Origin of the sequence: Streptomyces milbemycinicus, from assembly GCF_002154605.1 — a bacterium.
Classification (GTDB): domain Bacteria; phylum Actinomycetota; class Actinomycetes; order Streptomycetales; family Streptomycetaceae; genus Streptomyces; species Streptomyces milbemycinicus.
Genome location: NZ_MUNE01000654.1, coordinates 1 through 22260 on the forward strand (window position 1 = coordinate 1; position 22260 = coordinate 22260).

Annotated in this window: 17 protein-coding genes; 7 read left to right on the forward strand and 10 right to left on the reverse strand. The window is 69.4% G+C overall.

The annotated features are described in order from the left end of the window. Positions 1 to 195 precede the first annotated feature (195 nt). Positions 196 to 1506 carry an ABC transporter substrate-binding protein gene (locus CCN51_RS41580; protein WP_014173414.1) on the reverse strand — a complete coding sequence of 437 codons (1311 nt, stop codon included), beginning with the start codon at positions 1504 to 1506 and terminating at the stop codon, positions 196 to 198. 288 nt (positions 1507 to 1794) lie between these two features. Between CCN51_RS41580 and CCN51_RS41585 the strand changes: the two genes are divergently transcribed. The 3 genes from CCN51_RS41585 to CCN51_RS41595 all read left to right on the forward strand — a co-directional run bounded on the left by CCN51_RS41585 (position 1795) and on the right by CCN51_RS41595 (position 7461). Further along, positions 1795 to 2823: a LacI family DNA-binding transcriptional regulator gene (locus tag CCN51_RS41585; RefSeq protein WP_014173413.1), complete on the forward strand. Its 1029-nt coding sequence runs from the start codon at positions 1795 to 1797 to the stop codon at positions 2821 to 2823. A 274-nt stretch (positions 2824 to 3097) separates the two neighbouring features. Continuing rightward, entirely contained in the window at positions 3098 to 5950 is a 2853-nt protein-coding gene (locus CCN51_RS41590; RefSeq protein WP_014173412.1) for a discoidin domain-containing protein, read from the forward strand. Continuing rightward, positions 5947 to 7461, forward strand: a complete 1515-nt coding sequence (locus tag CCN51_RS41595; protein WP_014173411.1) for a family 43 glycosylhydrolase — start codon at positions 5947 to 5949, stop codon at positions 7459 to 7461. Before CCN51_RS41590 ends, CCN51_RS41595 begins: the two co-directional genes overlap by 4 nt. Before the next feature lie 80 nt (positions 7462 to 7541). On the opposite strand, the gene CCN51_RS41600 is transcribed toward CCN51_RS41595, so the two are convergent. Then, positions 7542 to 8798, reverse strand: a complete 1257-nt coding sequence (locus tag CCN51_RS41600) for a cytochrome P450 family protein (protein ID WP_014173410.1) — start codon at positions 8796 to 8798, stop codon at positions 7542 to 7544. Positions 8799 to 8905: 107 nt separating this feature from the next. Between CCN51_RS41600 and CCN51_RS41605 the strand changes: the two genes are divergently transcribed. Then, positions 8906 to 10576, forward strand: a complete 1671-nt coding sequence (locus tag CCN51_RS41605) for a tetratricopeptide repeat protein (RefSeq protein ID WP_043488774.1) — start codon at positions 8906 to 8908, stop codon at positions 10574 to 10576. Between the two features lie 4 nt (positions 10577 to 10580). Here the strand turns inward: CCN51_RS41605 and CCN51_RS41610 are convergent, their stop codons facing one another. The 3 genes from CCN51_RS41610 to CCN51_RS41620 all read right to left on the reverse strand — a co-directional run bounded on the left by CCN51_RS41610 (position 10581) and on the right by CCN51_RS41620 (position 13524). Continuing rightward, entirely contained in the window at positions 10581 to 11237 is a 657-nt protein-coding gene (locus tag CCN51_RS41610) for a maleylpyruvate isomerase N-terminal domain-containing protein (RefSeq protein WP_014173408.1), read from the reverse strand. 9 nt (positions 11238 to 11246) lie between these two features. Next, positions 11247 to 12362, reverse strand: coding sequence for an SGNH/GDSL hydrolase family protein (locus CCN51_RS41615; RefSeq protein WP_014173407.1), 1116 nt, complete (start codon positions 12360 to 12362; stop codon positions 11247 to 11249). A gap of 112 nt (positions 12363 to 12474) precedes the next feature. Next, positions 12475 to 13524 carry a LacI family DNA-binding transcriptional regulator gene (locus CCN51_RS41620; protein ID WP_014173406.1) on the reverse strand — a complete coding sequence of 350 codons (1050 nt, stop codon included), beginning with the start codon at positions 13522 to 13524 and terminating at the stop codon, positions 12475 to 12477. A gap of 109 nt (positions 13525 to 13633) precedes the next feature. On the opposite strand from CCN51_RS41620, the gene CCN51_RS41625 reads away from it, so the two are divergent. Genes CCN51_RS41625 through CCN51_RS41635 form a run of 3 tightly spaced genes read left to right on the forward strand, consistent with a single transcriptional unit; the run spans position 13634 to position 16630 of the window. Beyond that, positions 13634 to 14812 carry a phytanoyl-CoA dioxygenase family protein gene (locus CCN51_RS41625; protein ID WP_014173405.1) on the forward strand — a complete coding sequence of 393 codons (1179 nt, stop codon included), beginning with the start codon at positions 13634 to 13636 and terminating at the stop codon, positions 14810 to 14812. 16 nt (positions 14813 to 14828) lie between these two features. Continuing rightward, a complete protein-coding gene (locus CCN51_RS41630; protein ID WP_014173404.1) occupies positions 14829 to 15590 on the forward strand; it encodes an SDR family oxidoreductase in 762 nt (253 codons plus the stop codon). 32 nt (positions 15591 to 15622) lie between these two features. Beyond that, on the forward strand, positions 15623 to 16630 hold the full coding sequence (locus CCN51_RS41635; RefSeq protein WP_086860759.1) for a Gfo/Idh/MocA family protein: 1008 nt from the start codon (positions 15623 to 15625) through the stop codon (positions 16628 to 16630). A gap of 64 nt (positions 16631 to 16694) precedes the next feature. Here the strand turns inward: CCN51_RS41635 and CCN51_RS41640 are convergent, their stop codons facing one another. The 5 genes from CCN51_RS41640 to CCN51_RS41660 all read right to left on the reverse strand — a co-directional run. Beyond that, positions 16695 to 17561, reverse strand: coding sequence for a sugar phosphate isomerase/epimerase family protein (locus CCN51_RS41640; RefSeq protein ID WP_014173401.1), 867 nt, complete (start codon positions 17559 to 17561; stop codon positions 16695 to 16697). After that, entirely contained in the window at positions 17558 to 18577 is a 1020-nt protein-coding gene (locus CCN51_RS41645; RefSeq protein WP_014173400.1) for a Gfo/Idh/MocA family oxidoreductase, read from the reverse strand. The genes CCN51_RS41640 and CCN51_RS41645 overlap by 4 nt, the downstream gene beginning before the upstream one ends. A 25-nt stretch (positions 18578 to 18602) precedes the next feature. After that, complete coding sequence (locus CCN51_RS41650) at positions 18603 to 20033, reverse strand: sugar porter family MFS transporter (protein WP_014173399.1); 1431 nt, start codon at positions 20031 to 20033, stop codon at positions 18603 to 18605. A 9-nt stretch (positions 20034 to 20042) separates the two neighbouring features. Continuing rightward, a complete protein-coding gene (locus tag CCN51_RS41655; protein WP_014173398.1) occupies positions 20043 to 20993 on the reverse strand; it encodes a TIM barrel protein in 951 nt (316 codons plus the stop codon). Between the two features lie 87 nt (positions 20994 to 21080). Continuing rightward, positions 21081 to 22260, reverse strand: a 1180-nt coding sequence (locus tag CCN51_RS41660; RefSeq protein ID WP_086860761.1) for a CoA-acylating methylmalonate-semialdehyde dehydrogenase, incomplete at its 5' end; no start/stop codon positions are given.

Below are 22260 nucleotides of genomic sequence, written 5' to 3' on the forward strand. Positions count from 1 at the left end.
ACCCGGCAGAGGAGAGCCATGCAGGTGAAGGCGCCCGACCGCACGGCCGCCGCGCGCCGACCGGGCCCGGTGCGCGGCGGCCGTGCGGTCGGGCGCCTTCACCTGCATGGCTCTCCTCTGCCGGGTGACGTGGGAGGGGTGATGCCGCGGACGCGGGGTGAGAAGTGTCGGGCCTTGCGAGGGCCCGAGTGCGGCTCAGTCGGCCAGCGAGGCGTTGACCGCCTTGTTGTCCTTCTCCACGGACCCTCCGTCGCCGAAGACCGCATGGCGCATCAGGGTGAGCCACGGCCCGTTGGGGTCGTTGAAGGTCTGGCCGAACTTGAGCGCGTACGGGGTGCGGCCGTCCGCCACCAGCCGGTTGATGGTCACCAGCCGCGGGTCCGCGTCGGAGTACTTGTTGGAGGCGAGGTCGGTGCGCGCCACCACGTCCTTGTGCGCGGCGACCACGTCGACCTGGGCCTTGTCGCCGAGCGACCAGGCGAGGAAGTTCCAGGCCTGGTCCGCCGACTTGCTGGTGGCGGAGATGCCGATGGCGTCACCGCCGACGAAGGTGGACTTGCCACCGTCAGGCCCGGGGATGGGCGCGACCCCGAGGTCGAGGTCCCTCGGCATCAGCCCCAGGGTGGTCGACGGCATGGGCATCACGCCGACCTTTCCCTTGGGGAAGACCCCGGTCCAGGTCGTGCCCGTCTCCTCGCGCGCGCCGGGGGCCACGATGTCGTCCTTCACCCATCCGCGGTAGGTCTGGTAGACCTTCTGCGCGGTGTCGGAGGACAGCTGTGCCTCGGTCCCCTCCTTGTTCAGCACGTCTTCCCCCGCGGCCCAGATGGACGGCCACCAGGTGAACACGCCGCAGCCACCGCAGTTGCCGCCGAAGAAGGTGCCGTTGACGTCTCCGCCGAGCGCGTCCACGGCCCGCGCCTGCCGGTCCCATTCGCGCAGGCTGGTGGGCGGCTTCTCGGGGTCGAGCTTGGCCCGCCGGTAGAGCTCCTTGTTGTAGAAGAGCACCGACAGGTCGAGGGTGTGCGGTACGACGTACTTCTTGCCCTCGTACGTACCGGCCTTGATATGCGACTGGGCCAGGTTCTTGGCGTAGGGCAGGGCGTCGATACGCCCGGTGAGGTCGGCGAAAAGCCCGCTGGAGGTGTAGTTGGGAACGAACACCACGTCCGAGGCGAACAGATCGGGCAGATCGCGGGAGCCGGCAGCCGCACCGACCTTGGCCTGGTAGTCGTCGGTGGGGATGACGGTGAGCTCGATCTTGTTCTTGTGGCTCGCGTTGTACGCCTTGACCAGGGCCTCGCTCTGCGGCCGGGTCGCCGCGCGCGTCCACATCGTCAGCTTGGTGCCGTCGTCGAGGCCCTTGACGCCACCCGCTCCGCTTCCTCCGCCGCCCGAACCACCGTCCGACCCGCAGGCCGTGACCATGCTCGCGGCGGCGAGCAGCGCCAGGGCAGCGGTGGCGAGTCGGCGTATGCGTCCACGTGGTCCGGCCGTGCTCCCCATGACGATCTCCCTTGTATGGCGGCGGGCCGTGGGCAGGCCGAACCGGAGGGGACGATGGCTGTGGTGGCACTGAACTCTGCGACAGAAACGAACCGAAAAGGCTTTCCGAGAAAGTAGGACCGAGCTCATGACTCGTCAATCCCCTTGTAGAGAATGGCCGTGGGAGAGTCATCGAAACCTCGGAAACGCCGCGAGTACGCCCCGACCTGAACAAGTCACGTACGGTTTTTACGCGCGATGTGCCACGCTCGACGGCCCGGCACGCGACGCGAGACAGGAGTACAACCCATGACCCAGGCCACCGGCCCCTCTCGTTCGCATCCCGTCACCCTCAGCGACGTCGCCCGGCTGGCCGGGGTGTCCATCGCCACCGCGTCCAAGGCACTCAACGGCCGCAGCCAGGTGCGCGCGGAGACCAGGCAGCGGGTGATCGAAGCGGCCGAGCGGCTGTCGTTCCGGCCCAATCAGCTGGCCCGCGGCCTGCTCGCCGGGCGGACGGGCACCGTCGGTCTGCTCACCAGCGACCTGGAGGGCCGCTTCTCCATCCCGATCCTCATGGGTGCCGAGGACGCCTTCGGAGCCGGCGAGGTCGCGGTGTTCCTCTGCGACGCCCGCGGTGACGCGATCCGCGAGCAGCACCACGTCCGCGCGCTGCTCGGCCGCCGGGTCGACGGCCTCATCGTGGTGGGCAGCCGGACCGACCCCCGTCCGTCCCTGGGCCGTGAACTGCCGGTTCCCGTCGTCTACGCGTATGCCCCGTCGGAGGATCCGGAGGATCTGTCCATCGTGCCCGACAGTGTCGGCGCGGGCCGGATCGCCGTCGGCCATCTGCTGGCCTGCGGGCGTACCCGGATCGCGCATATCACCGGCGATCCCGGCTATCTCGCGGCACAGGAGCGGGCCGAGGGGGCACAGGCAGCGCTCGCCGACGCCGGTCTCGCCCTCGTCGGCGAGGTGCGGTTCGGGGCGTGGTCGGAGGGGTGGGGGCGGGCGGCCACCGCGATGCTGCTCGACCGGCACCCGGATGTGGACGCCGTGCTGTGCGGCAGCGATCAGATCGCCCGCGGTGTCATGGACGTACTGCGCGAGCGCGGCCACCGGGTGCCCGAGGACGTGGCGGTCATGGGCTTCGACAACTGGCAGGTCCTGACCTCCGCTTCCCGTCCGCCGCTGACCAGTGTCGACCTGAATCTGGAGCAGGTCGGGCGCGCGGCGGCGCGCGCGCTGTTCAGCGCGATCGCCGGGGGACGGCGTTCGGGAGTCGAGACGCTGCCCTGCCGCTTGGTGATCAGGGGGTCCACGGCACCGCTGTCCTGAGGCGTGATGCTACTTCTGTTGACAGTGGCGTGGCACGCGCCTACCTTGCGAAAACCTTTTAGGTCAGTTTCACGCACGACCCCGGTACGCCTGATCGAACCCCGTCCGCCGGGGCTCCCGGGAGTCCTCGTCGGAGAACGTCAGCACCATCGCGAGCAAACGCCTGCTGTCAACCGGACAGGGAGCGCCCGATGAGAAGACGCACGATGACGGCTCCGCACGGGGCCGCCGCCATGGATCACACGCAGTACCACCACACCGCACGGGCCCTGCCATGAAGCGCCTCCTCCTCGCCCTGGCGCTGATCATCTGTACGGTCTGCTCCGCGGCGACCCCGGCCGCCGCGGACCAGACCATCGGGTTTCCGACCTTCAGCGGACCCGCCATCCCGGCCCCGCCCGTCGCCTACACAACAGGCGACATGATGAAGTCCATCTACGACGCGGAGAGCTCGGGAACCGACTTCTGGATGGACCGCCTGCTGGCCCGCACCGGCAACGACCCGGCCGGATCATGGCTGATGAGCCGTGGGCGCGCGGTCTTCATGAAGACCCACGACCCCGCGGTGCTCGGTTTCGGCGGCCATGTCGCCTACTGGGAGAGCATCAGCGACAAAAACGCCTACAGCATCGCGATCTCTCCGGGCACCTTCACCGAACAGGTCTCCCAGCGCAAGCAGATGCCCAGCCACTGGAAGAGCGTGCACACCAGCGGCTCGATCACGGTCGACCAGACGAAGTTCATCACCGACAACAACGTCGCCGTGACCAATCTGTCGATCAAGAACAACGGCTCCAGCTCCACCACGCTGCAGTTACGGGCGACCTCCCCGTACGCCACCTCGGGCACCGGCAGCGAGCTGACCGGCCAGGTCAACGCCTACAACAACCTCACCACCATCCGCCCGCGGCTGACCGGCGACGGCTTCACGGCCAACAGCGGCGGCCTGAACCGGTCCGTGACGATCGCGGCCGGGGCCACCGTGACCGCCAAGGTCGTGATGGGCTTCATCACCGACGAGATCCCCGACTCCCTCACGGAGTACAACGCGTACGCGGGCTACTCCAACGCCACCGCCTTCGCCACCCACGTCAAGGCGTACAACCTGTGGTGGGCGCAGAACGTCCCGTACATCGACGTGCCCGAACCCGCGATCAAGAAGAGCATCTACTACCGCTGGTGGCTGATGCGCTTCAACAGCCTCGACGCCAACATCCCCGGGCAGACCTTCCAGTTCCCGAGCTCGACCGAAGGCGTCCTCGGCTACAACAACGCGATCGCGCTCACCCAGCCCATGCACATCGACGACCTCAAGTATCTGCGCAACCCGATGTACGCCTACGGGGACTGGCTCAACGTCGGCCAAGTGTCCAAGGGCGGCCGCTTCCTCGACAACCCGGGCGACCCGGAGAACTGGTCCAACAGCTACACCCAGTACATCGCCGAGGCGGCGTGGAAGAGCTACCAGATCCACGGCGGCCAGCCGGCCATCGCCGGCAACCTCGCGCACTACGCGGAAGGCGACGTCAAGGGCCAGCTCGCCTACTACGACCACGACAACAACAAGCTCATCGAATACGACTGGGGCGCCCTGACGGGCAATGACGCGGACGCGGTCTCCTTCCACTGGAAGCCCGGCAACATGGACCGCGCCGAATCCGCGTACCAGTACAGCGGTGCGATGGCCGCGGCACAGGCATACGACGCGGTCGGCAACACGGCCAAGGCCGCCGAGATGCGTACGCTGGCGAACCAGATCAAGGACGCCATCGTCAACGTGTTGTGGAACCCGAGCCGGCAGCTGTTCGAGCACCGGCTCAAGTCGACCAACGAATGGGTGCCCTGGAAGGAAATCAACAACTACTACCCGTTCTCGGTCGGAGCCGTCCCCAACACCTCGACCTACAAGCAGGCCCTGCGGCTGTTCAACGACCCGGCCCAGTACCCCGTCTTCCCCTTCTACACGGCCAACCAGGTCGACAAGAAGGCGGCCGCCGACGCCGGGAACCCGGGCTCCAACAACTTCTCCACCATCAACTCCACCGTGCAGTTCCGGCTCTACTCCTCGGTGCTGCGCAACTACCCCAACTCCTGGATGACCGCCACCGACTACAAGAAGCTGCTCTACTGGAACGCCTGGGCGCAGTACGTCGGCGGCAACACCCAGTGGCCCGACGCCAACGAGTTCTGGGCCGACTGGAACGGCAGCGGGATCGACTACCGCTCCTGGATCCACCACAACATCCTGGGCAGCAGCAACTGGACGGTGATCGAGGACGTCGCCGGTCTGCGGCCGCGCAACGACGCCAAGGTCGAGGTGTCCCCGATCAACATCGGCTGGGACCACTTCACGGTCAACAACCTCCGCTACCGCAACGCCGATCTGTCCATCGTCTGGGACGACCCGGCCGACGGCGTGGCGCGCTACCCGGGTGTCCCCGAGGGCTACTCGATCTTCATCAACGGCAACCGGGTCGCCACCGTCAGCTCGCTGACGCCCTTCACCTGGGACCCGGCCACCGGCGATGTGACGACGAGCGGCACCGTCACGTACCACACCGCAGTCCCCGGGCTGCAGGCCCCCAACCAGGTCGTGCAGAACAGCCCGCGGCTCGTCGACATGTTCGCCAAGGCCGGTGTGGACCTGACCGGCGACCCCGCCAACCTGGCTTCCGGGGCGACCGTGTCCGCCTCCTACACCGGGTCCGGCAGCAATGTCTCCGGCGCGGTCGACGGCTATCCCACCAATGAGCCGTTCTGGGGCGCCGGTGGCTCGCCCAACAGCCAGGACTGGTACGAGCTGAACTTCGGCACCGCCCGCACGCTCAACGAGGTGCGAGTGCACTTCAAGGACAGCCGCCCGGCCGGAGCCACCTACCGGGCCCCGTCCGCGTACACCATCCAGTACTACAACGGCAGTTCCTGGGTGGACGCGCCCGGCCAGACCAAGACCCCGGCCGCGCCGCAGGCCAACTACAACGTGGTGCGGTTCCCGTCGCTCAGTGCCCAGCGCATCCGGGTCCTGGCCACCAACGCCTCCGGCGCCAAGACCGGCCTCACCGAGGTCAAGGTCTACAACCGGGGTGGTTCCGGCGCCCGCCCACCGATGAAGGATGTGCATCAGTGACTCGAGCCAGATGTCTGTCCGCGCTCACCGGCGTGTTCACCATGGCGGTCGCCCTTCTGGTGGCGCCGTCCGCGTCCGGCGCCGGTACCACCGCGGCCGCCGCCTCCTTCACCTCGACGGGGGTGAACCAGAACGGCGGCAACTGTCTGGACGTCCCCGGCTCCTCGACGGCCAGCGGGACCCAGCTGCGGGCCAACACGTGCAACGCCGGCGGGAGCCAGTCCTTCGGCTTCACCCCGGTCGCGGGGACGGCCGACACGTACACGATCAGCACACCCGCCTCCGGGCAGTGTGTCGATGTCTATGGCGGGTCCGCGGAGGACAACGCCACGATCATCCAGTGGACCTGCCACGGTGAAACCAACCAGCAGTGGCGGCTCGTCCCGGTGTCGGTCGGCGGAGCCGACAAGACCTTCAACCTCGTCTCCGTCGCCTCCGGCAAGTGCATCGCGCCGAGCGGCGGCTCGACGGCCTCCGACACCGGCCTGGTGCAGCTGGCGTGCTCCACCGCGAACGGCAGGGTGTGGCGGCTGCCGGGCTTCACCGGCGGCGGTACGAGCGCGGGCACCTTCACCAACCCGCTCTCCCAGCACGGCCCCGACCCGTGGCTCACCTACCACGACGGGTACTACTACCTCGCCACCACCACCTGGAACTCCACGATCACCATGCGCAAGGCCAAGACCCTGGGGGGCCTTGCCACCGCCACCGACCAGGTGATCTTCAACCTCACCCGGCCCAACGGGGCCGGTACCATGTGGGCCCCGGAGTTCCATCTGCTGGACGGCCCGAACGGAAAGCGCTGGTACTTCTACTACACGGCCGGGCGGGAGCCGTACGACCTGGGCACCCAGCGGATCCATGTGCTCGAAAGCGCCGGTACGGACCCGATGGGGCCGTACACCTTCAAGGCCGATCTGCTCGACCCGACCCAGGACAACACCTGGGAGCTGGACCCGAGCATTCTGCAGCTGAACGGCAAGCTCTACCTCCTCGGCACGTACTACAACGGCTCGCAGCCGATGTTCATCCGGCCGCTGTCGAACCCGTGGACCGCCAGCGGCACCCGCCATCTGCTGTCCACCCCCACCTACAGCTGGGAGACGGTGGGCGGCGCGGTCAACGAGGGTGGCGAGGTCCTTCAGCGCAACGGCAAGACCTTCATCATCTACTCCGCCAGCCACTGCTCCACGCCCGATTACAGGCTGGGGATGCTCACCTACAACGGTGGCGACCCGCTCAACTCCTCCTCCTGGGTCAAGTCACCGAACCCGGTCTTCCAGCGGTCCAACGCCAACGGCGTGTACGGCCCCGGCCACAACGGCTTCTTCAAGTCGCCCGACGGGACCGAGGACTGGATGGTCTACCACGCCAACAGCTCCGCCGGCGGTGGCTGTGATATGAACCGCAGCACCAGAGCGCAGAAGTTCACCTGGAACGCGGACGGCACACCGAACTTCGGCACCCCGGTGGCCACCGGCGTCCCGCTGACCGCACCGTCAGGGGAGTAGCCCGACGAGATAGTCCCGGGTACCACCGTCGTCAGCGGGCCATTGATGCGATGGCCCGCTGACCCGCGGTGACAGGTCGATCAAGAGGGAACCGCCGCGAGCGAGGCGCCCGGGGTGAAGGTGACGGGCAGCCGCTCGGGACCGCGCAGACCGGTGGGCCTCCACCGCAGCTCACCGGGTGCCACGCTCAGGGCGAGCTGGGGGAGGCGGCGCAGGACGGTGCCGATGGCGACCTCCCCCTCCATCCGGGCCAGCGACGCCCCCAGGCAGTAGTGAATGCCGTGCCCGAACGCGAGGTGGGCGCTGTCCCCGCGGCTGATGTCCAGCCGATCGGGGTCGGGGAAGCGCTCCGGATCGCGGTCGGCCAAGGCCGAGCCGACCAGCACGGTCGCGCCCCGCGGGATGTCCACGCCCGCGATGGAGACATCCTCGCTCGCGAACCGGGCGACACCGGGGTTGACCGGCCCGTCGTAACGCAGCAGTTCCTCGATCGCGTCCGGCAGCAGCGCCGGGTCATCCCGCAGCGTCCGGAGCTGATCGGGGTGGGCCAGCAGCGCGGCGATGCCGCCGCCGATCAGATTGACCGTGGTGATGTATCCGGCCGCCAGCAGCAGGAACGCCATGGAGACCAGCTCGTCCTCGGTCAGCCGCCGCTGCTCGTCCCGCGCCTCGATCAGTGCGCTGAGCAGGTCCTCACCGGGCCGGACCCGCTTGGTCGCCAGCAGCCCGGTCAGATACGCGCGCATCTGCCGCCATGCGCGCTCGACCACCGCCGGATCCTGCGGTTCCGCCCCCCACGGGAGGAGGTGGTCCACCCATCGCTGGAACGCGCGCCGGTCATCGGTGGGCACTCCGAGGAGTTCGCTGATCACGGTGACCGGAAGCGGCAGCGCGAAGTCCTCGATCAGATCGGCCCGGCCGGTCGGCACGACCGCGTCCAGCAGCCGGTCGGCGATCTCCTGGACATGGGGCCGCAGTTCGGCGACCCTGCGCGCGGTGAACGCCCGCGAGACCAGCCGCCGCAGCCGGGTGTGGTCGGGCGGGTCGGCCCGCAGCATATTGCCCAGCACGGACTCACGCTCCGCCACGGGCAGCTGCCGCATCAGCCGGGGGTCCGTCGCCAGGCGGACATCGCTGCTCAGCCGCGGGTCGGACAGGGCGGCCAGACACTCCTCGAAGGGCGTGACCAGCCATACCTCCAGGCCGCCTGCGATGACCGCGCGCCGTACCGGACCGTCCTCGCCCGGCTGGCCCTGGCAAAGCATCCGGTAGAAGGGGAAGGGGTCCGCCACGAAGGCGGGGTCGCCATAGGGCAGAACAATCGGCTGCTGGGTCATTGCGGCCTCCCGAAGCACACCACAGATATATGGAGCGCACTTATCGCCACCAAGGGTATATCCATGAACATAAACAGGTGGCGTAGGGCGCGACACGGGAGATGCTGATGGACTATTTCAACCTCGGGACCCTCACCCGGCCCGTCTCGACACGTTCCCCCGACGCGCAGCTCTGGTTCGACCGGGGGCTGGTGTGGACGTACGCGTTCAACCACGAGGAGGCCGTCGCCTGCTTCGAGGCCGCAGCGGACGCGGATCCCGACTGCGCCATGGCCCACTGGGGCATCGCGTATGCGCTGGGACCCAACTACAACAAGCCATGGGACTTCTTCGACGGGGCGGATCTGGAGCGGACGGTCCACAGGACACACGCCGCGGTGGAGCGGGCTCATACGACCTCGGCGGGCGCCACGCCGACCGAGCGGGCCCTGATCGAGGCGCTGCGAGCCCGCTATCCGCAGCCGCATGCGGCGGAGGACTGCTCGATCTGGAACGCGCCGTACGCGGAGGCCATGCGCGCGGTGTACGAAGCGGCGTCCGATGACCTCGACGTCGCCACCCTCTACGCCGACGCGCTGATGAACCTGACTCCGTGGAAGCTGTGGGACCTGCGCACCGGCGAGCCCGCCGCGGGCGCCCGGACGGCCGAGGCCGGTGCCGTCCTCGACCGGGCGCTGCGGAGCGAGGCCGGCCCCCGCCATCCCGGCGTGCTGCATATGTACATCCATCTGATGGAGATGTCGCCGACACCCGAGAAGGCGCTCGTCGTCGCCGACCGGTTGCGCGGGCTGGTCCCCGACGCCGGCCATCTCCATCACATGCCGTCACATCTCGATGTGCTGTGCGGCGACTACCGGCATGTCGTGGAGGTCAACACCGACGCCATCGTGGCCGACGAGAAGTATCTGCGGCATGCGGGCGCGATGAACTTCTATACGCTGTACCGCTCCCACAACTACCACTTCAAGATCTACGGTGCGATGTTCCTGGGGCAGTGCGGGACGGCGCTCGACACCGCGGCCCAACTGGAGGCATCGATCCCCGAGGAGCTGCTGCGGGTCGACAGCCCGCCCATGGCCGACTGGCTCGAAGGCTTCCTCGCCATGCGCGTGCACGTACTGATCCGCTTCGGCCGCTGGGAGGACATCCTCGCCCTGCCGTTGCCGACGGATCGCCGGCTCCACTGCGTCACCACGGCGATGCTGCACTACGCCCAAGGAGTGGCGTGCTCCGCCATGGGGATGATCCACCAGGCCGAGGCCGCACGGGACTCCTTCCGCTCCGCGCGCGAGCGTGTTCCCGAGAGCCGCATGCTGTTCAACAACACCTGCCGGGACATTCTCGACATCGCCTCGGCGATGCTCGACGGTGAGCTCCACTACCGAAAGGGCGAGTACGACCTGGCCTTCGCGTCGCTCGCCCGCTCGATCGATCTCGATGACAGTCTCCCCTACGACGAGCCCTGGGGCTGGATGCAACCGACCCGTCATGCCTACGGGGCGCTGCTCCTCGAGCAAGGGCGGGTCGAAGAGGCCGCGGCCGTGTACCGGGCGGACCTCGGGCTCGACGACACGCTCCCCAGGGCCTCACAGCACCCCGCGAACGTATGGGCGCTGCACGGCTACCACGAGTGTCTGGTGCGGCTCGGCAGGGCGGCGGAGGCCCGGATCGTGGCCAAGCAACTGACCGTCGCCGCCGCGCTCGCGGACGTACCGATCACGGCATCCTGCTTCTGCCGCCTCGATTCCGGCGGCCCGGCTGACACGCCGTGCTGCTAGCCGGTCATCCGATGACGAGCGGGAGCTTTGCGGCCAGTTCGCCCAGTTCGGCCTTCTCCGTACCGGTCGGGGCGCGCCGTCCGGTGCCGACCAGCAGGGCGTCCTTGTCGGACCACGACGTGGGGAACGCCGCCCCGGCGATCTTCTCCAGCATCACACGTGACCCGGCCAGGCCCTCGGCCGGCGGTTCTGCCACGTTCGGGAGGTGCGCCATCAGGTCGAGGTGGTGCAGGGTCCACTCCAGGACGTACGCCACGAGGTAGTCGCCCGCGGTCAGCACCATGTCCTGGGTACTGACCCGCAGGGCCGGGTCGGCGAGCTCGGCCGCGCGCCCGGCGGCCGAGCCGACGTCGTCGAGGTGGAACTTGAGCAGTCCCGGCTCTTCGTACGCGGCGGCCAGCCGGACGGTCAGCGCGTCGAGCGGATCGTCACCGGTCGGTGGCGTATCGGTGACCGCCCAGTAGGTCACCGCGTCGCGTGTCGGCTCCGCTTCGGTGGGGGTCACCAGCGTGATCAGGACGTCCTGAGCGTCGATGACCAGATGGCACACCAGATCCCGTACGAGCCAGCCGGCACAGCCGGACGGCTGTGCGAAGTCCTCGTCCGCGAGCTCCGCGACCGCCGTGCGTAACGCTGTCCAAGAACGTGAGAAGAGGTCCACGGCCGCAAGCTACCAGCGCAGCGGAAGGGCGGCGAGGTAGTTGTCGAGCTGACCGGAGATGATCCGGTGGTCGTGGGCCGAGGGGTGCCAGTCGCAGCCGAGGCGGTCCAGGGCGGGGTCGTCGTAGTACCAGGAGCGGACCCGGGTGTCGCCCCGGCGGTTGCGCTCCTGGACGATCCGCAGGGCGGCCTCGGCGAACGTGGTGGTGTTGGCGAGGTAGGTGGCGCCGACCACGAGGAATGTCTCGGGGCCGTAGCGGGCGCGCAGCTTGTCGAGGAAGCCGTGGTAGGCGGTCTCGTAGGCGGCGATCAGCTGGTCCTGCGTGGTCCAGCGCTCGCCCGGGTTGAGCGGGGTCGAGAAGTCGTTGATGCCCAGGCCGAGCACGACGACCCGGGGCCGCCAGGTGTGCGGTTTCCGCCAGACGTCGCCGTCGACGTTCAGCAGGGCCCGGTCGTAGTACGTGCGGAAGTCGGTGTCAGGGCTGCTGCCGTTGTAGTTGCGGACCATGCCGAGGCCGGAGTACGCGTTGAGCTGGTAGTCGGCGTCGAGGCGTCGGGCGGTCAGGGCGCCGAAGGCGAGGTCGGAGTTGGTGTTCCGGTTGACTCCGCCGTTGCTGGAACAGTCGCGTGTGCCGGAGACATTGCCGTAGCCGGCGGTGAAGGAGTCGCCGATGAACTCGATCTGTCTGCTCCGGGCCCGGGGTGCGGCCAGGACCGCGCCGCCCGGAGCGGCGACGAATCCGCCGAACCGGCCCACGGCCCAGGGGCTTTCCGTGCGCTTGACGAGGCGTACGCGGTGCTCGGTGTCGGGGAGGCCGCCGATCCAGGAGGTGGTCCTGCCCGGGGTGACCAGGGTGGCGGCGGTCGTACCGTCGATCTGGACGTCGTAGTCGTTGTCGGAATCGTCGAGGGCGACGCCGACACCGGTACCGCGGAACCGGCCCTCGAAGTAGATGCCGGGCCAGGTGTACCGCACCGACCCGTCGGCGGTGTTCTTGACCCGGCCCGCCGTGTGGAACCGGGCCCGGGCGCCGGCCGCCTGCGCGGGGGAGGTGGCGGCGGTGAAGACGCCCGCGGCTGCGGCCGTGACCAGCGTTCTCCGGGGGATATGACGGGGCGTCCGCATGTGGCCATCCTTTGACGGTGGGGCGAGCACATGATGGTGGGACACAGCACAGAGCCGCACCACTGTATGCGTGGGGCGGGCAATGCGACAGGTGGCCGAGGGCGCGGAGGGCTCACACCACCCCGTGGCCGGGGCCCGGATCCCCGGGCGGCATGTTGTACGGCGTGACCACCTGGATCGCCGAGGGCAGCAAGGGCCCGTCGCCCGGGAGCGCCTGGTGGGCCCGCATGACGGTCTGGCAGGCGCGGCGCATGTCCTGGCGCAGATCGTGGTGGAGGACCGCGGACAGCCGGCGCTCGCGCAGCAGCCGGGTGTTGTCGTGGTCCAGGTCGTGGGCGATGAACACGGCGCACTCCCGGCCGAGGGCGTCGAACGCGTCGAGGGTGGCGAGGTTGCCGCCCCCCATGGAGTAGACCGCGACGATGTCCTGGTCGCGTTCGAGTGCCGCGAGGGCGAGTTCGCGCTGAGTGGCGTCCAGCCCGTCGCTGTCGGTGACCTCCACCAGGGAGCGGTTGGGCTGGGTGAGGCGCATGGCGCTGCGGAAGCCCATCTCGCGCTCCTCCTCGCCGCGGAAGGAGCCCCGGCTGATGGTGGTGAGCACATGGCCGGGGCGGTCGCCGAGCCACTGTCCGATGAGATACGCGGCGGTGGCCCCGGCCGCGCGGTTGTCGATGCCGACGTACGCCATACGGGCGCTGTGGGGCAGATCGGTCACCAGGGTGACGACGGGAATGCCGGCCGAGACCAGCCGGCCGACGGCGGCGCCGATCTCCGGAACGTCCGGGGCCTTGAGGAGCACGCCTTGTGACCCCCGCTTGGCGATCTTGTCCAGGGCCCCGATCAGCTCGGCGGGGGGACAGGTCTCGCGGAAGTGGAAGCGCGAGCGGACGACGGCGGGGTGCAGGGAGGGCAGCTCCGCTTCGAGCGCGTCGCGTACGGCGCTGGAGAACCGCGCCGGCGCCTGCATCACGATGTCGATCATGAAGGTGCGGTCCCCGATACGGATCTGGCCGCGCTGCCGGTCCAGGTCCTTGATCGCCTCATGCACCTCCCTGACCGTGCTCTCCCGCACACCGCCGCGGCCGTTGAGGACCCGGTCGACCGTGGCCGTGCTCAGCCCGGCCTGACGGGCGATTTCCCTGATCGGATAGGGGTGCCCCATGAGTGTTCCCCCAAGTTGATGATGGTTTTTTGATGTACTGCTGAGGATTGAATGATGGGTTCGGATTCACAAGACTGACAGAAAGGCAAGCACTGCGAAAGGACCCGGGATGTCCCCTGTACCTGCGGGATCACGGACTTGGCTCACCGCGGAAGACTGCGATCCGGTCGCCTTCCGGTCGCTCGTCGAGCAGCGGACCGACGCGGACGACTACCCCTCGGCCGAGCGGGTCGAGCGGAACGTTCTGCTCTACGACAGCGGTCGGCTGCGCTACCTCGCGGACACGCCGGAGGGGCGTCGGGCCGTCCAGGGCGAACTGGTCCGGGCCCTGCTGGACGGCCCCGGCATCGTGGTCCTCAAGGGCGCGTTCCCCGACGCGGCCGTCGTGGACCGGGCGTCCGAGGCGTTCCATGCGCTCATCGAGGAGGAACGCGCCACGGGCGGAGCCCGCGGCGACCACTTCGCCAAGCCGGGCGCCAACGACCGGGTCTGGAACGCCCTGGACAAGGTGGCGGTGCGCGCACCGGAGACGTTCGCCGACTACTACGCCAACGACATGCTGGAGCTGGTCTCCGAAGCCTGGCTCGGCCCCGGCTACCAGGTGACCTCCCAGGTCAACGTGGTCAACCCGGGCGGCGCCGCGCAGCGCGTGCACCGCGACTACCACCTGGGCTTCCTCAGCCAGGAGCGGGCCGCCGGCTACCCGGCGCACGTCCACCGGCTGTCGCCCGTGCTGACCCTCCAGGGCGCGGTGGCCCACTGCGATATGCCCGTCGAGTCCGGCCCGACGATGTATCTGCCGCATTCACAGAAGTACGAGCCCGGCTATCTCGCCTGGCGGCTCCCTCAGTTCGCCGAGTACTTCGAGGCCCACTACGTCCAACTCCCGCTGGACAAGGGGGACGCCGTCTTCTTCAACCCCGCGCTCTTCCACGCCGCCGGACACAACCGCTCCGCCGGCATCAGGCGCATGGCCAATCTGCTGCAGGTCTCCTCCGCCTTCGGCCGCGCCATGGAGACGGTCGACCGGGAGGCGATGGCCAACGCGCTCTTCCCGGTGCTGCTGCGCCGCAAGGCCGAGGGTGCCTCCCAGGACTGGCTGCGCCGAGTGGTCGCCGCCACCGCCGAGGGCTACCCGTTCCCCACCAACCTCGACCTCGACCCGCCGGTCGACGGTCTCGCACCGCCCTCGCAGGCGGACACCGTCTGGCAGGCCGTCACCGAGGGCTGGGCCCCCGACCGGCTGCGCCAGGAACTGCACGCGGGCGCCAAGCGCCGCCAGGGCTGAAGGGGACACCACACTCATGGGACTGCTCGACGACAAGGTCGTCCTCGTCAACGGCGGCAGCCAGGGCGTCGGCGCCGGCATCGTACGGGCCGCCGTACGGGAGGGCGCGACCGTCGCCTTCACCGGGCGCCGGGCCGAGGTCGGCGACAAGCTCGCGGCGGAGACGGGCGCACGCTTCCTCCGCGCTGACCTCGCGGATCCGGCGCAGGCGCGCGACAGCGTCACGCGGACCGTGGCCGCGTACGGGCGCGTGGACGCTCTGGTCAACGCGGCCGGGCTGACCTCGCGTGGCTCGCTGCTCGACACCACACCGGAGCTGTTCGACGCCCATGTCGCGATCAATCTGCGGGCGCCGTTCTTCGCGATGCAGGCCGCCGTCGCCGACATGGTCGGACGCAAGGCGCCCGGCACGGTGGTCAACATCATCACCACCTCGGCGCACGGCGGACAGCCCTATCTGGCCCCGTACGTCGCCGCCAAGGCCGGACTCGTCGGCCTGACCCGCAACGCCGCGCACGCCCACCGCTTCGACCGCGTCCGGATCAACGGCCTGAACATCGGCTGGACGGACACCGAGGGCGAGGATGCCACACAGCGCGCCTTCCACGGCGCGGACGACGACTGGCTCGAGAAGGCCGCCGGGCAACAGCCGATGGGCAAGCTCGGCCAGGTCGACGAGATCGCCGACTTCGTCGTCTTCCTGCTCTCCGACCGCAGCGGCGTGGTGACCGGCTCGGTCATCGACTGGGACCAGATCGTCATCGGCGGCCTCGACTGAGCCGCCCCTCGGACTGAAGGAACGAGATTTTCATGCGCATTGGCATCATGGGACTGGGCCGGATCGGCGCCTTCCACGCGGAAACCCTCGCCGGGCTCGACGCGGTGGACTCCCTCGTGGTCACCGACCCGGTGGCCGCGGCTGCCGCCACCGCCGCACAGCGGTTCGGGGCCACCGCCGTCGACTCCCCGGAGGCCGTGTTCGCCGCCGGTGTGGACGGTGTGGTCATCGCCGCGGCGACGGACGCCCACCCCGAGCTGATCCTGGCCGCCGTCAAGGCGGGCGTCCCCGTCTTCTGCGAGAAGCCCGTGGCCCGCGGCGTCACGGAGAGCCTGGAGGTGCTGCGCGCCGTGGCGGACGGCGGTGTGGAGGTGCACATCGGCTACAACCGTCGCTTCGACGCGGGGTGTGCCGCCGCCCGCGCGGCCGTGGTCAGCGGTGAACTCGGACCGCTGCACACCGTACGGTCCACCACCCTGGACCCCGCGCCGCCGCCGGCCGCATATGTGGCCGCCTCCGGTGGTATCTTCCGCGACTGCGCCGTGCACGATTTCGACATCGTGCGCTGGGTGACGGGCCGGGAGGTCACCGAGGCGTACGCCACCGGCGGCAACCGGGGCGCGGACTACATCCGTGCGGCGGGCGACGTCGACACGGCCTCGGCCCTGCTCACTCTCGACGACGGCACCATCGCCGTTATCTCCAACTCCCGCCACAACGCGCGTGGTTACGATGTGCGCCTGGAGCTGCACGGGATGAAGGACAGCGTCGCGGTCGGTCTGGAGGACCGGCTGCCGCTGCGCTCCGTCGAACCCGGCGCCACCTTCCCGGCCGGGACGCCGCACGACTTCTTCATGGACCGCTTCGCCGACGCCTACCGCGCCGAACTCACCGCGTTCACCGAGGTCGTGGCGGGCACCCGCCGCTCGCCGTGCACGGTGGCTGACGCCATCGAGGCGAGCTGGATCGCCGAGGCGTGCACCCTGTCCCTGCGCGAGCGGCGGCCCGTACGGCTGGAAGAGGTGCGCACGGCGGTCTGAGGGAGGGCGGGGCCCGGCCTCGGATCGCGCGGCCGGGCCCCGTACGTCTCCCGGAGGCGGCCGCCTACGGGGCGAGTTCCTTGGTGATGCGGTCCAGCATGAACGCCGAGGACTCGCCTGCCCGCTCCTCCCAGGCGAAGACGCATGCGGTGGCGACGCCGTCGAAGTTCAGGTCGCGCAGGGTGCCGAAGAAGGCGTCCCAGTCGACCTCGCCCTGCCCGATGTCCAGGTGCTGATGGATACGGGCCGCGGTGCCGGGCGGGTTGAGGATATAGCGCAGGCCCGAAGATCCCTTGTGGTTGAAGGAGTCGGCGATGTGGACGTGCTGGAGCTTGTCGCCCGCGTAGCGCATCATCGCCGCGATGTCCGCGGTGGGGTCGGCGCCGGACAGATGGAAGGAGTGCGGGGCGCAGTAGAGGTAGTTCACCCAGGGTTTGTTGATCGCGCGGACGAGGTCGACCGCGGGGGTGTTCTCCTCGCAGAAGTCGTCCGGATGCGCCTCCAGGTTCAGGGCGATGCCCTCCCGCTCGAACAGCGGAAGCAGTTCCTCCAGCGAGCGCCAGAAGGCCGCCTCGCTCTCCGCGGCCCGCTCCGGGCGTCCGTTGAACTCCGAGTTCATCAGCGGGCATTCGAGCTCCGCGGTGATCTCGATCATCCGCTTCCAGTAGCGGACGGCGGCCTGCCGCTCGGTCTCGTCGGGCGAGGAACACTTGTACAGGGGGAGTACGGAGGACAGCCGCACACCGTGGGTGCGCAGGGACTTCTTCAGCGCGGCGATCCGCTCGTCGTCCGCCCGCGGATGCAGGAAGAACGGCATGAAGTCGTCGCGCGGCGACAGCTCGATGTAGTCGTAGCCGAGTTCGGCCACCGTGCGCACCATGTCGTCGATCGGCAGGGCGCGGAACATATACGGGTCGAGGGCGATCTTCATGCGGTGCCTCCGTAGAAGGCCGGGCGGGGCTTCATGTCGACGGTGACGACCTGACTGTCGGACTCCAGCGAGCGGACGGCGGCGTCGGTGATGACGGTGGCGGCATAGCCGTCCCAGGCGGAGGGGCCGGTGGGCTCGGCGCCGGCCGCGATGCCGTTGATCCACTCGCGGAACTCGGTGTCGAAGGCGTCCGCGAACCGGCCCTTCCAGTCCTGCGGGACCGCCGTGCCGTGCGCTCCGGCGGTGCGGACCCCGACGGCCGCCGGGTCGGGCAGCCGGACCAGGCCCTTCTCGCCGACGGTCTCGCACTGGATGTCGTAGCCGTACTGGCAGTTGACGAACACCTCCAGCTCGATACGGACGCCGTTCGCCGTCTCGAAGTACATCAGCTGCGGGTCCTTCAGATGCTCGAACCGCATGCCCGTGGCGCGCGGCGTGATCACCTGGGCGGAGACGATCTCGTCGTCGAGCAGCCAGCGCAGCACATCGATCTCGTGCACGGCCGTGTCCTGGGCGGCCATCGCCGAGGTGTACGAGTCGGGCACCGTCGGGTTGCGGTGGGCGCAGTGCACGATCAGCGGTGTGCCCAGCGAGCCGGCCGCGATGACCTCCTTCATCTGGCGGTATCCGGCGTCGAAGCGGCGCATGAAACCGACCTGGACGAGGCGGCGGCCGAGGGCGCGTTCGGCGTCGACGATGCGCAGACAGTCCTCGGCGGTGGTGGCGAGGGGTTTCTCGCAGAACACCGGCTTGCCGGCCGCGATCGCGCTCAGCACATGCTCGGCGTGGGTGGGACCCCAGGAGGTGACGAGGACGGCGTCCACCTCGGGAGAGGCGATCAGCTCGGCACCGGAGGGCAGCGCCACCGCGCCCACCGTGGCCGCGACCTCGGCGGCACGGGCCTGGTCGATGTCCGTCACGGCGGTGACGGCCGCTCCGGTGACGACGTCGGTGAGGCGCCTGATGTGGTCCTGGCCGATCATTCCGGCGCCGATGACGCCTACACGTACGGTCATGGTCGTTTCCTTAAGGACGGGAGGGTCAGGAGAAGCGCGCCCGGAGTTCGGCTTCGAGGGTTTCGAGGGAGTGGCCCCTGGTCTCGGGGACATAGCGCTTGACGAAGGCGAAGGAGAACACCCCGGCCACCACGAAGAGGAAGAAGGTGTTGGAGACCCCGATGCCGGAGACCAGCGACGGGAAGACCAGGCCGATCACGAAGTTGGTCAGCCACAGCACCACGGCCGCCACGCCCATGCCGAAGCCGCGCAAACGCATCGGGAAGATCTCCGAGAGCATCAGCCAGGTCACCGGCGAGATCGCGCCCTGCTGGAAGGCGAGGAAGGTCACCGTCATGGCGAGCACGGCGTACGCCCTTCCGTCCCCGGCGGGCAGCACCAGGGAGAAGACGCCGATCAGCAGCAGGGCGGCCGTGGTACCGACCTGCCCCGTCATCAGCATGGGGCGGCGGTCGACCCGGCCCAGCAGCCAGATGCCGACGAAGGTGGCCAGCACCGAGATCACACCGTTGGCGATGTTCGCGGTCAGCGCGCTGTCGGAGGCGAAACCGGCGTCGGTGAGGATCTGGGTGCCGTAGTACATGATCGTGTTGACACCGGTGATCTGCTGCACGATGGCGATGCCGAAGCCGATGAACATCAGCCTGCGCACCCACGGCACCGACTTCATGTCCTTCCAGCCGCCGAGCTTTTCCTGCTCGTCCTTGACGGCGAGCGCGGACACCTCGGCGAGCTCGGCCTCGGCCCGCGCTTGCGAACGCACCTGCTTGAGGACGTCGAGGGCGTCATTGAAGCGGCTCTGGGAGGCCAGCCAGCGGGGGCTCTCCGGCATCACCAGCATGCCGAACCACAGGACGACGGCGGGGATGGTGGCGATCACCAGCATCCAGCGCCAGACACCGCCGCTCTCGTCGCCGATGTTCGCGATGATCGCGTTGGAGGTGAAGGCCAGCAGCTGACCGCTGACGATCATGAGTTCATTGCGGGTGACCAGCGCACCGCGCCGTTCCGCGGGGGAGACCTCGGCGAGGTAGACGGGCACGGTCACCGACGCGCCGCCGACGGCGAGGCCGAGCACGAACCGCGCCACGATCATCATCGCGGTGGTCGGGGCGAGAGTGGCGCCCAGCGCGCCGACGAAGAACAGTACGGCGAGGGTGAGGATCGTACGGCGTCTGCCGCGCGCGTCCGACAGCCGCCCGCCGGCGACCGCGCCAAGCGCCGCGCCGAGCAGCAGAGAGCTGGTGACCATGCCCTCGGTGACCGGGGTGAGACCCAGGTCGTCGGTCATATACGGCAGGGCGCCGTTGATGACGCCGGTGTCGTAGCCGAAGAGGAGTCCGCCGAAGGTGGCGATGACGGTGATGATCCGCAGCCGCCGGGAGACCGCCTGCGGCGCGTCGTCCGTGGCGGCGGCGGGTGCTGGGGCCTTTGTCGCGTCGTCCCTGACGTTCATGGCCGCCTCCTACCGGTGGTGATTCGGGCGTCGGATTCCGGTGAGGCCGCAGCCGGCCAGATGCTCACGGGTGCGTACGGCGACGGGGAGCGGTACGTCGGGAGCGCACGGGTACAGATCCTGCTCGACGATCACGAACAACTCGGCGTCCAGCTGGGAGAGTTCGGCGACCACATCGGCCGGGTTCGGCACCCCGGCCGGCGGCGAGACGCACACCCCGCGCCTGACGGCCTCGCCGAAGGACAGGTCCTCGGCGGCTACCTGGGCCAGGATCTCGGGGTCCATCTGCTTGATGTGCACGTAGCCGACGCGCTCGCCGAACCGGCGGATCAGGTCGAGGTTGTCCCCGCCGCCGTAGGCGACATGCCCGGTGTCCAGGCACAGATTCGTGTACCAGCTGTCCGACTCGCCCAGCAGCCGCTCGATCTCCGGCTGGGTCTGGATATGGCTGTCGGCGTGCGGGTGGATGACGAGGCGGACGTCGTACTCGTCGAGGAGCAGCTTGCCCAGCCGGTCGGCGGCGCGGCCGAAGCCGGCCCACTGCTCGGCGGTCAGCTCGGGGGGCTCGGTGAACGCGCCGGTCTTCTCGTCCCGGTACATGGGCGGGATCAGGACCAGGTGGTGGGCGCCCGCGGCGGCCGTCAGTGTGGCGACCTGGCGGACGTGGGCGAGCATGTCGTCCCACGCCTCGGGGCGGTGCAGCGCGCCGAAGGCCGTACCGCCGGAGACCTGGAGCCCACGGGCGTCGAGCTCCCGCTTGAGGCGTTCCGGGTCGGTGGGCAGGTAGCCGTACGGGCCGAGCTCCAGCCAGGTGTAGCCGGCCTGCGCGAGTTCGTCGAGGAAGCGGGTGTACGACACCTGGTGCTCGTCCTCGGGGAACCAGACGCCCCAGGAGTCGGGGGCGGAGCCGAGGCACAGATTGCCCGCGGTGGTCCGGAGGGGGGATGGCGCCGTTGCCATGACGTGTCCTTTGGGGAGAGGGACGGGGGAGTTTCCTGCGGTGTTCCTTGCGTGTTCTTTGCGTGTTCCGTGCGGCCGGTGCGGAGGTCAGCTGGAGGTCGGGAAGGTGAACCCGGCCGCGACCTGCTGGGTGGGCTGGGGCCAGCGGGTGGTGACGACCTTGGGGCGGGTGTAGAAGCGGATGCCTTCTGGGCCGTGGATGGGGGAGTCGCCGATGAGGGAGTCCTTCCAGCCGCCGAAGGAGTAGTACGACATCGGCACCGGCACCGGCACGTTGATGCCGATCATGCCGACCCCGACCTTGCGCTGGAAGCGGCGGGCGGCCTCACCGGAGCCGGTGAACAGGGCGGTGCCGTTGCCGTACGGGTTGGCGTTGATCAGCTCGATCGCCTCGTCCAGGGTGTCCACCCGCACGATCGCCAGGACCGGGCCGAACAGCTCTTCCCGGTAGGCGTCCATCTCGGCGGTGACGTGGTCGAGGAGGGAGGGCCCGGTGAAGAAGCCACTCTCGTGGCCGTCGACCTTCAGCCCGCGGCCGTCCACGACAACGGTGGCGCCCTGCGTGGCGGCGGTGCCGACGGCGTTCTCGACCCGCTCCTGGGCGGCCTTGGTGACCAGCGGCCCCATCTCGGTGCCCGGGGCGTGCCCGGGGCCGACCTTCACCTCCCGGGCCTTGCGCTCCAACACCTCCACCAGCCCGTCGGCCGCGGAGCCGACCGCGACCGCCACGGACAGGGCCATGCAGCGCTCGCCGGCCGAGCCGTAGGCGCCCGCGGTGATGTGGTTGGCGGCGAACTCCAGGTCGGCGTCCGGGAGGACGACGGCGTGGTTCTTGGCGCCGCCCAGCGCCTGGACACGCTTGCCGTGTGCGGTGGCCCGCTCGTGGACGTACTTGGCGATCGGCGTGGAGCCGACGAAGGACACGGCGTGGATCCCGGAGTGGGTGAGGATCGCGTCGACCGCGTCCTTGCCGCCGTGTACGACATTGAACACGCCGTCCGGCAGGCCTGCGCTCTGGTACAGCTCGGCCACGAAGATGGCGGCCGACGGGTCGCGTTCGCTGGGCTTGAGGATGAAGGTGTTGCCGGTCGCGATGGCGATCGGATGCATCCACAGCGGCACCATGGCCGGGAAGTTGAAGGGCGTGATGCCCGCGACGACGCCGAGCGGCTGACGGAAGTTGTGCACGTCCACACCGCGGGAGACCTGGTCGGAGAAGCCGCCCTTGAGGATGTCGCCGAGGCCGCAGGCGAACTCCACGACCTCC